The sequence below is a fragment of the Anabaena sp. 4-3 genome (assembly GCF_001597745.1).
Taxonomy (GTDB): Bacteria; Cyanobacteriota; Cyanobacteriia; order Cyanobacteriales; family Nostocaceae; genus Trichormus.
In genome coordinates, this window is sequence record NZ_LUHJ01000074.1 from 148,981 (window position 1) to 159,731 (window position 10,751).

Sequence of the window (10,751 nt, forward strand, 5' to 3'; positions counted from 1 at the left end):
AACCTCTCTTTGATATCTCCCTAACCCTCTCCTCTTAGGAGAGGGGACAGGAATAACTTCTAAGAACGAGAAAAAGATTGACGTTTGATATTCTTTAACATCTTGAGGTTAGTAGATTCTAATTCTTTGGCTTTGTTGGTTTTCTGAGCTTTTTGAGTTTCGTTAAATTTGGCTGCTATTTCATTTAGTGTGAGGTCTGGTGTATTTACAATTTCTGTGAGTAATGTTTGGAAATTATCAGCCATTTGAGTAATTGTGTCAGCAAAGAATAAATCGGTGCTGTACTCGAAACATCCGCTAATTCCTGTTGGTGTTTCGTCCAGGAAAAGCCCTAAATCATATCCGGTTGTGTCGTTGTGAATATCTAATGGTTGTAAGGTTAAGTTGGGTAATTCTAAAGAGCCTAAAGGAGCATTTTGGAGAACAAACCACACTTGAAATAAGGGTAAATTAGTTTGATTTCTGTCTGGTTGTAGTTCTTCTGCAATTTTTTCAAAAGGTAAGTTTTGGTGAGTGTAAGCACCTAATGTTACTTCTCTGATTCGTCCTAATAATTCTCGGAAATTGGGGTTGTTGGATAAGTCTGTACGTAAAACTAAGGTGTTAATAAATAAGCCAATTAATTTTTCGATTTCTTGGCGATCGCGATTCGCTATGGGAGAACCCACCCTAATATCAGTTTGCCCTGAATAGCAGTACAACAGGGTTTTAAATGCTGCTAATAGGGTCATAAATAAAGTTACACCTTCTTGCTGACTCAACTGTTGTAATTGCTTACTTAAATCTAGTGGTAATGAAAAATCTATTTTCTTACCTTGTTGACTACTTTGTTGAGGACGGGGTTTATCTATGGGCAATTTTAAAGGTGGTAAATCTGACCCTAGTTGCTGTTTCCAGTAATTTAATTGTTTTTGTAATTCTTCACCTTGTAACCATTGACGTTGCCAAACTGCAAAATCACCATATTGAATTGCTAACTCTGGTAAAGGTGATGTTTTCCCTTCACAATAAGCTGGATAAAGTGCGGTTATTTCTTCTATCCAAACTCCCATTGACCAACCATCAGAAATGATATGGTGTAGGTTTAATAGCAATATATATTCTGTGCTATCTAGCCATAATAATGTAGTTCTGAGCAGGGGACTTTGCGCTAAATCAAATGGTTGTTTAGCTTCTTGTTTAGCTATTTGTGAAGCTCTTTCGTGTCTTGTTTGTGGATCTAATTCCCGTAGGTCTAGGATGGCTAAATTAACATTGAGTGTAGGACTGATAGCAATTTTAGGTTTTCCTTGGACTATGGGAAATGTTGTCCGTAAGGTTTCATGACGACGAACTATTTCATTAATGCTTTGTTCTAAAGCAGAAATATTTAATTTTCCACTGATTTTTAAAGTGACTGTATTATTATATAGGGCATTATTGGAAGTAATTTGAGACATTAACCAGAATCTTTCTTGAGCAAAAGAAAGGGGTATTTCTCCATCTATTGACACTGGTACAAGGGGAGGAACTTGTAAATTTTGCTGCGTTTTGATTTCTGCTTCTATAGATGCTGATAATTTCCCAATGGTGGGAGATTCAAATAAACAACGCAATGGTAACTCAATTTGAAATGTTTCCCGCACACGGGATATTACTTGAGTTGCTAAAAGTGAGTGTCCACCCAAATCAAAAAAGTTATCGTTAATGCCAATATATGACACACCCAAAACTTGACTCCATATTCCTGTTAATATTTCTTGGATAGGAGTAAGGGCTACTGCATCTTTAGTTTCAGGTTCGGATCTGCCTAAGTCTGGTTCTGGTAAAGCTTTGCGGTCTAGTTTACCGTTGGGTGTGAGCGGTAAGGTATCCAGCAATACAAAAGCTGAAGGAACCATATATTCAGGCAATTTAGACTGCAAATATTGACGCAGTTGTGGGATTAATTCACGGGTTACTTTTGCCTGTAGAGGGTTATTGGCGTAACTGTGCAAAGGACGCTCAGGTATAGGCGCAATATTATTTGTGATTGTCCTTAGTTCTGTTTTGCTGTTGCTTGGCGATCGCTCTAACTGCCATTGGGATACTTGCTGATTTTCAATTTTTGTAGAATCACCTTGATATTGAGGATTTTGGACTACATAAGCTACTAAGCGTTTTTCGCCTAGAGTATCTCCTTTAGCGATGACAGCATTTACTTCTACTCCCGGATGTTGATTGAGGTTAGCTTCAATTTCTCCCAACTCAATGCGGAAACCACGAATTTTAACCTGATGGTCAATTCTTCCCAAACATTCAATCGTTCCATCTGGTAAATAACGAGCTAAATCACCAGTTTTATATAGGTGTGGTGATTTTCCATTTTTAAAGGGATTGAGAACAAACTTTTCTGTGGTTAATTCTGGGCGATTTAAATAGCCCCGTGATAGTCCTGCACCACCAATATGTAACTCACCAGGTACACCAATCGGTACAGGCTGTAATTGCTGATCTAGAATATAAATTTGGGTGTTAGCAATAGGGCGACCAATCGGCACTAAAGACATTGATAATTTGCTAGTTTCTACTTGAGAAACTGTTGACCAAATTGTGGTTTCTGTCGGTCCATATAAGTTCCACAGTTCAGCACCTTTTGTTAATAAATTTGCTGCTAAATCACAGGTCAGAGCTTCACCACCACAGAGAATTTTTAACTGTTTACTACCAACCCAACCAGAGGTTAGTAACATTCTCCAAGTCGCTGGAGTTGCTTGCATGACTGTTGCACCAGTAGCGGCAATATTCTGACTTAATTTTTCCCCATCCATTGCTATTTCACGGCTGACTATTACCAGACGTGCGCCACAAATTAATGGTAGATATAGTTCTAGTGCGGCAATATCAAAAGATATGGATGTCACCGCCAAAAGTGTATCAAATTCAGTTAACCCTGGTTGCTGCCGCATGGATTCTAAGAAATTGACCACACTGCCATGAGCAATTTGTACACCCTTGGGTTTACCTGTAGAACCAGAAGTATAAATGACGTAAGCTAGGTTATTTTCCTTAACGCTACTTAGGGGATTTTCTGAACTGTAATTATTAATATTTTCCCAATCAGTATCTAAACAAATTATATTGGCTGTTGTTTCTGGTAAGTCTCCCAGTAGGTTTTTTGTGGTTAATAATATCGGTGCTTGAGTATCGTTGAGCATGAATGCTAAACGTTCTTGAGGGTAACTAGGATCTAATGGCACATAAGCACCACCAGCTTTTAAAATGCCAAGAATCCCGATTAGCATTTCTAGCGATCGCTCTACACAAATTCCTACTAAAACTTCAGAAACAACCCCTAATTTTTGTAAATAATTTGCCAGTTGATTAGCACGTTCATTTAATTGTTTATAGGTTAGTGAATCACCATCAAATATAACAGCTATATTATCCGGTGTTCTGATGGCCTGTTCCTCAAAAAGTTGATGTAAACACTTATCTTGGGGGTAATCAGCCTTAGTCTTGTTAAACTCTACCAGTAATTGATGTTGTTCTGTTTGAGAAAGCAAGGACAACTCTGATAACCGGGCTGTGGGATTTGTCACCATGCCCGTCAGTAAAGTTTGGAGATGCCCTAACATCCGAGCGATCGCTTGCTGATCAAATCTACGAGTGTCGTACAACAGTTTTAATGTGAGGGCAGCATCTGATACTACTATCAATGTCAGGGCATGATCGGTCTTTTCAAAAAACTGCCCACTTTGTATTTTCAGCCCATCTATCCCCTGAGCTAAAGCCGCATCAACTGGATAGTTCTCCAATACATAGCCAATCTCAAACAAAGACAGACCTCTATTGACATCACTCCATCTTTGTACTTCTACCAAAGGACTATATTCATACTGGATCACCTCGATTTGGTGATTTTGTAACTCTTTTAACCAAGGTAAAAGTAAAGCATCTTCTGTCACTTGCACCCGCAAAGGTAAGGTATTTACAAATAAACCCACCATATTTTCAACACCGGGCAAATTAGGAGGACGACCGGAAGAGGTACTACCAAAAACAATATCAAACTCGCCACTATAGCGACTTAAAAGTATTGTCCAAGCCCCTTGTACCAACGTATTTAAAGTTAATTGGTGCTGTTTTCCTAGAGATTGTAAAGCGGTTGTAGTTGCCTTGGATAACTCAATTCTCTGCCAATCATAATCTTCATCTAAACTGGGTAAAATGCCAGGATTTTTATCTAAAAGTAAGGTTGTAGGCTTGTCAAAACCTTTGAGTGTTTTACGCCAAAAAGCCTCTGCTTTAGATAAATCTTGTTGTTGTAACCAATTAATATAATCTCGATAGGGGCGAGGTGAATTTAATTTGACATCTTCACCTTGACAAAATCCTTGATAAAAAGCATAAACTTCTTTAAAAACCAAAGATTCAGACCAACCATCTAATAATATATGGTGACTACTCCACACAAATTCATAAGTATTATCATCCAAACGGAACAAATTTAACCGAATTAATGGAGCTTGAGAAAGTTCAAAGCCACGCTGTCTATCAGCTTGTAAAAAAGCCTCTAACTTTTGTTTTTGTACTTCAGCAGAAAATTCTTGCCAGTCGTGAAAATCCCAAGGAAGCTCTACCTGTTGATATACAACTTGATAGGGTTTTTCTAAATCTTGCCAATAAAATGCAGTGCGTAAAATTGGGTGTCTTTCTACTACCTTTTCCCAAGCTAGTTTAAATGCTGCGACATTAAAATCACCTTCTAAAGTCCAGCAAAACTGCTCAAAATATATCCCAGAATTGGGAGCATAAATTGTGTGGAACAGTAGCCCCTGTTGTAAAGGTGAAAGTTCGTAAATATCTGCTAAATTTGCTGTATTCATATCTTTTTGACCTTTTATTTTTTGACTTTAGTATTGAGTTTATTCAGTAACTTATTGAAATCTTTTTCACCAATTTTGGCAGCAGCAAAATCCGAAGGTGTATAGCTACCCATATCTGGCGATTGACTGCGATTAAGCAAAGATTTTAATGTATTTATAAATCCTTGGGCTAAATTTTCTACCGTACTTTGACGATGTACATTTTGGCTATATGTCCAATCAATTTGGAGACGATTATTAATGACCAAACCATCAATTTCTAACAAATAAGAACGTCTTGCTAAAAGACTTTGCTCAGAACCAATTGCTTCAGTAGCAGGTGTTAAAAGTTGTGAATTATCAGAAAGTTGATTAAATTGACCTAAGTAATTAAAACTCACTTCCGCTTTTGCTAAAGCACTGATTTTTTGAATACCTTCTTCCCTGCCTAAATAACGCAATAAACCATAACCAATACCTTGGTTGGGAATTTGGCGTAGTTGTTCTTTAACAGTTTTGAGGATTTGGATTAAATCAGCATTTTTACCCCAGCTTAAATATACAGGAAATACAGAAGTAAACCAACCTACAGTACGGGATAAATCCACATCTGTAAATAGTGATTCTCGTCCGTGACCTTCTAAGTCAATTAATAAAGAATTTTCTCCCGTCCAGTTAGCAAAAGTTTGGGATAATGCCGTTAACAACACTTCATTAATTTGGGTCTTATAAGCTGAGGGAATCTCATAAAGTAATGTTTGAGTTTCTGATTCACTCAAAGCAATGGATACTTTACCAACAGATTCTACAATATTAATCCCGTTATCAAAATCTACTGGTAAAGCCGAAATTTGTTTTTCACCTGCTGTCAACCAATAATTAATTTCTTGTTCAATTTCTGGTAATTTGGCATGATTTACTAATCGCTGCGCCCAATGTTTATATGCAGTAGTTTTCGCTGGAAATTGAATTGCTTTTCCTTGACTCAATTGAGTGTAAGCTGTTTGGAAATCTTCTAATAAAATCCGCCAAGAAACACCGTCAACTAGCAAGTGATGAATGATAAATAATAATCTGCTAGGTTGGTTTTCACCTAAATTAAACAGAGCAACTTTCATTAAAGGTGCTGTAAACAGGTTGAGGCTTGCTTGTAATTGTTCAGCAATTTTTGTAATTTCTAATGGTTGTTCTATTGCTGATAATGCTGATAAATCAAATTGGATAACTTCTGATGTCACATCATCACCAGCGTTCACCTGTTGCCAACCGGAATCAGTTTTTGTAAATTGTATCCTTAAAGCATCATGGTGGACAAGCAACTGCTGTACAACTTGCTGCACATAATCAGGATTAATAGCTTCTTTGACTATTAATAAATTAGCTTGGTTGTAGTGATGTGGTTGAGAGAAATTTTCTGCAAAGAACCAATATTGAACAGGTGTTAGTGGTAAATCACCTGTAACTAAACCTTGTTCAGCTTGAATTGTTGATTCTATACCAACAACTGCTGCTAATTCGGCAATTGTTTGATGTTGAAATAGTTGTTTAGGTGTTAATTGTAAACCTTGTTGGTTAGCTTTGGCGACAACTTGAATACTCAGAATTGAATCGCCACCTAAGTCAAAGAAATTATCATAAATACCAACAGATTCTAAACCTAATACTTGAGTCCAAATTTCTGCTAGTGTTTCTTCAGTGGAACTGCGAGGAGATGTAAAACTATTTTCTGTTTGTGTGGTTCTGCGCTCTGGTTTGGGTAGTGCTTTACGGTCTATTTTACCATTGGGAGTTAATGGTAAACTTGGCAAGACCACAAAGAATTGCGGAAGCATATATTCTGGTAATTTGCTTTGAGCAAAAGTCCGCAGTTGAGAAATTAATTGTAATTCTTGTTTTTGTTGTAATGGTTGATTTGCGTAAACACTCCAAGATTCAGGATGATGAGAACTATTGACTACTATCTTTTGTTGAATTTCTCCTTGCTTATCTATAGAAATTGGTTTCCAAAAGACTACATCATAAGTACCATTATTACTATTTTCTGACCAATTAATTTTTACTTGATAATCAAGTAAATTAGCCATTTGCCAAAACTCTGGCGGTTCAATTCCAGTATTTACAGAAGTTTTTAATCTTGCTCTTAATTGCTCAACGGTTGTTAATTCATTTGCTGTTTCTAATAATTCTAATGTTTTGAGTTCCTTAAATACACGAGCATTAGGAATTTTGGTAATTTTTAAAGCTGCTATTTGCTTATCAACTAACAACTTATATACATTTTCTATAGAAAATCCTTGCTGCTGCCAATCTAAACAAAGTTGATTTTCTTGGGCATTAATTCGATTTCCTAAATGCAAAACTACATCATATTTAAACTGTGTGAGTTCGTTATGATAAATCCCTCCCTTCAATTCCATATCTACAGCACCAATTTGTGGTAGATGCTGTTGTAGAGCAGTGAAGAAATCAGGAGCAATAACTAACTCGTTTTCTGCTTGTAAAGAGTCTTGTATTCGTTTTTTGAACTCGGTGATAGTTAGTTGAGAATCAGCTTGATATAGTTGAACACCAGTATGGAAAGCCTCTAAAAGTGGCAAACTCCGCACACCACCGAGGAAAATAGAACCACCGGGTTTGAGGATGCTAACTGCACGTTCTAAAACACTGACTAAATAATCAATACTGGGGAAGTTTTGAATAATTTCATTGAGGACAATTACATCAAAAGATGCTGGTTCTATTCCCTCTAATTTATCAGCTATACCTTGTACAAGATTGACTTTCGGTAATAGTTCTGGTTGGCGTTTTTCTAATAATTGTTGTAAATATTGTAGAGCAGTTTCGGAAATATCTACACCACAGTAATGCTGACAATGGGGGGTAACTCTTGTTAAAATCAAGCCAGTACCGCAACCAATTTCTAAAACACGCTCAGGTTTCAAAGATAGAATACGTTCTACTGTATTTTCAACACATTCAATAATTTCTGGTTCTGGTATTGGTTGATTTGTATAACGACTTGTCCAAACTCTCAAATTAATTGAGGGGTCTTGATCAGAAAATTGCCAGCTATAAAACTGATCATAAAGTAATTCTAAATCGGCAACATAATCAGTTTCAAAATTATCTTGTTCGGGAGATTGTGGTACTACATAGGCAACTAATTTTTTATCATCAGCTATATCATCTCTTGTGATCACAATGGTATCTTGTACCGATTTATGTTGTTTGATAACTGTTTCAATTTCGCCTAACTCAATCCGAAAACCACGAATTTTAACTTGATGGTCACTGCGTCCAATAAATTCTATATTGCCATCTGGTAAATAACGAGCGATGTCTCCAGTTTTATACAAACGAGTTGATTTTGATGGCTCAAAATAATGTTCAATAAATTTTTCCTTAGTCAGTTCAGGACGATTCAAATAACCTTGTGCTAAACCAATACCAGCAATATAGATTTCCCCAGGAATACCGATTGGTACAGCTTGCAAATGTTGATCAAGTAAATAAATTTGGGCATTATTTACAGGTTTACCAATAGGTGTGTAACGTTGATTTTCTGATGGAGATGGTACAGAATAAAGGGTAGTACAAATAGTAGCTTCTGTTGGACCATATCCGTTGATAATGTGTAATCCGGGAATATGGTTATTAATAGTTTTTAAAGTGCTTTCTGCAATCGGTTCTACTCCTACCAATAACCTTCTTAATGCTAATGTTTCTGGTTGTTGTTTTAACCAATTTACTAACCCAGGTAACATGAAAGGTGGAAGGTAAGCACTGGTAATTTGATGAGTTTGTAACCAGTTAATTAAAGTTTGACTATCAGCACGGATTTCTTCAGGTACTATATGCAGAGTTGCCCCAAATAAAAGGGCTGAGAAAATTTCATAAACTGAAACATCAAAACTTAAACTTGTCCATAAACTACAAGCATCTACAACTGTTAGCGGTTGACGATTTTCAAAGTCTGTGAGCAGATTTAAGACACTTTCATGATAACAACAAACTCCTTTTGGTTCTCCTGTTGAACCGGATGTATAAATCACATAAGCTAAGGATGAGGTGTTATTAATTTCTTGCTCACCACCAGATCCAATAGTTGCCCAATCTGTATCTAAGCAAATAATTTGAGCATTATTTGTTGGTAAATTATTTACTAAAAATTGTTGGGTTAATAAAATAGGAACTTGTGAATCCTTGAGCATAAATGCTAAACGCTCGGTAGGATAGGTAGGATCAAGAGGTACATAAGCTGCACCAGCTTTTAAAGTTCCCAAAATGCCAATGATCATTTCTAGGGATCTGTGCATACAAATTCCCACGAAACTATTTTCACCTACCCCTAATTTTTGCAAATAATTAGCTAGTTGGTTGGCTTTTTGATTTAGTTCTTGATAAGTTAATTGTTCTTGTCCAAAAACTACAGCGATCGCATCTGGTGTTTTGGCAGCTTGTTCAGCAAATATTTGATGTATATTTCGAGATTCTTTCCAATTAGTTTGGGTATTATTCCATTCAATTAATAATTGATGTTTTTCAGATTCAGTTAATAATGGTAATTCGGAAATTTTAGCTTGGCGATTAGCAATGATTCCATAAAGCAAAGTTTGAAAATGTTCTGCTATCCGGGCAATAGTTTCCTGATCAAATAATTCCGTACTATATTCAATTGCTCCTGTTAGTCCTTGTTCGCCTATATATATATCTAAGCTCAAATCAAATTGTGTAGTGCCACTTTCAACTTCAATAGGTGTTAAGGTTAAATCCCCTATCTTTAAAGTTGGTATGGGTAAATTATGCAGTGCAAACCAAACTTGAAATATTGGGTTACGGCTTAAATCTCGTTCTGGTTGTATTTCATCTACTAATTTTTCAAAGGGTAAATCTTGATGAACGTAAGCTTTTAAAGTTGTGTCTTTAACTTGATTGAGTAATTCGCTAAAACTAGGGTTATTTTTAATTTGTGTACGCAGTGCTAAGGTGTTAACAAATAAGCCTATAATACTTTCACTTTCTGCCCAGTTACGATTGGCGATCGCAGAACCTACTACAATATCATCTTGATTCGTATAACGATACAGCAAGGTATTAAACGCCGTTAGCAAAGTCATAAACAAAGTTACGCCCGCTTTTTGGCTAAAAGCTTCTAATGCTGTTGTTAAATCCTGGGGAATTTGCCAAGTGTAGGTTTTTCCCTCAAATTTTTGTAGTGCTGAACGGGGTCTATCTGTGGGTAATTGTAAAGTAGAAATACCATCAAGCTGTTGTTTCCAATAACTTAATTGATTTTCTAAAACTTCTCCCTGTAAATATTCCTGCTGCCAAACACTATAGTCAGCATACTGAAGTTGTAATTCTGGTAATGGAAAGGGTTGACCAGCCTTAAAAGCTTGATAAATTGCTGCTAATTCTTTTAATAATATGCCTATAGACCAACCATCACAAATAGCATGATGTAGGGTAAGTAATAATATATGGTTTTGTTTATTTAGCTGGATTAATTTTAGCCGTATTAATGGGCATTCTGATAAAATAAATGGGCTTGTTGCTTCTGCTACGGCTATTTTTTGCGCTTCTGTTTCTCGCTCATTTTCTGGTAAATTTTGTAAATTTATGACTGGAATCTGTAGTTTTATACTAGGATTTATTGCCTGTACAGGTTCGCCATCAACAGTAATTATGCTAGTTCTTAAAGCTTCATGACGATCAATCAATGCCAGAAAACTTTTTTCTAATAAAGTTATGTTTAATGCACCTGTTAACCGTACAGCATAGGGTAAGTTATAAAAAGGGCTACCGGGTTCTAATTGGTCTAAAAACCATAGTCTTTTTTGTCCGAAGGAAGCAGGAAAAACATAAACTTCTGTTTCTTCAGCGTTTTGAAATTCTTGGTTTGGAAAAGTTTGTAGTGTCATGATT

Annotated in this window: 2 protein-coding genes; both read right to left on the minus strand. The window is 36.3% G+C overall.

Going from position 1 to position 10,751, the window contains the following annotated elements; all coding sequences use genetic code 11:
- Positions 1-59 precede the first annotated feature (59 nt).
- A complete protein-coding gene (locus tag A3775_RS22090; protein ID WP_066426813.1) occupies positions 60-4,847 on the minus strand; it encodes a non-ribosomal peptide synthetase in 4,788 nt (1,595 codons plus the stop codon).
- Positions 4,848-4,861: 14 nt separating this feature from the next.
- A complete protein-coding gene (locus tag A3775_RS22095) occupies positions 4,862-10,747 on the minus strand; it encodes a non-ribosomal peptide synthetase (protein ID WP_066426815.1) in 5,886 nt (1,961 codons plus the stop codon).
- Between the last annotated feature and the right edge of the window lie 4 nt (positions 10,748-10,751).

Bases quoted from the DNA above. Each gene is read 5' to 3' on its own strand.
- A3775_RS22095 (WP_066426815.1), bottom strand. From the start codon at position 10,747: ATGACACTACAAACTTTTCCAAACCAAGAATTTCAAAACGCTGAAGAA.
- A3775_RS22090 (WP_066426813.1), bottom strand. From the start codon at position 4,847: ATGAATACAGCAAATTTAGCAGATATTTACGAACTTTCACCTTTACAA.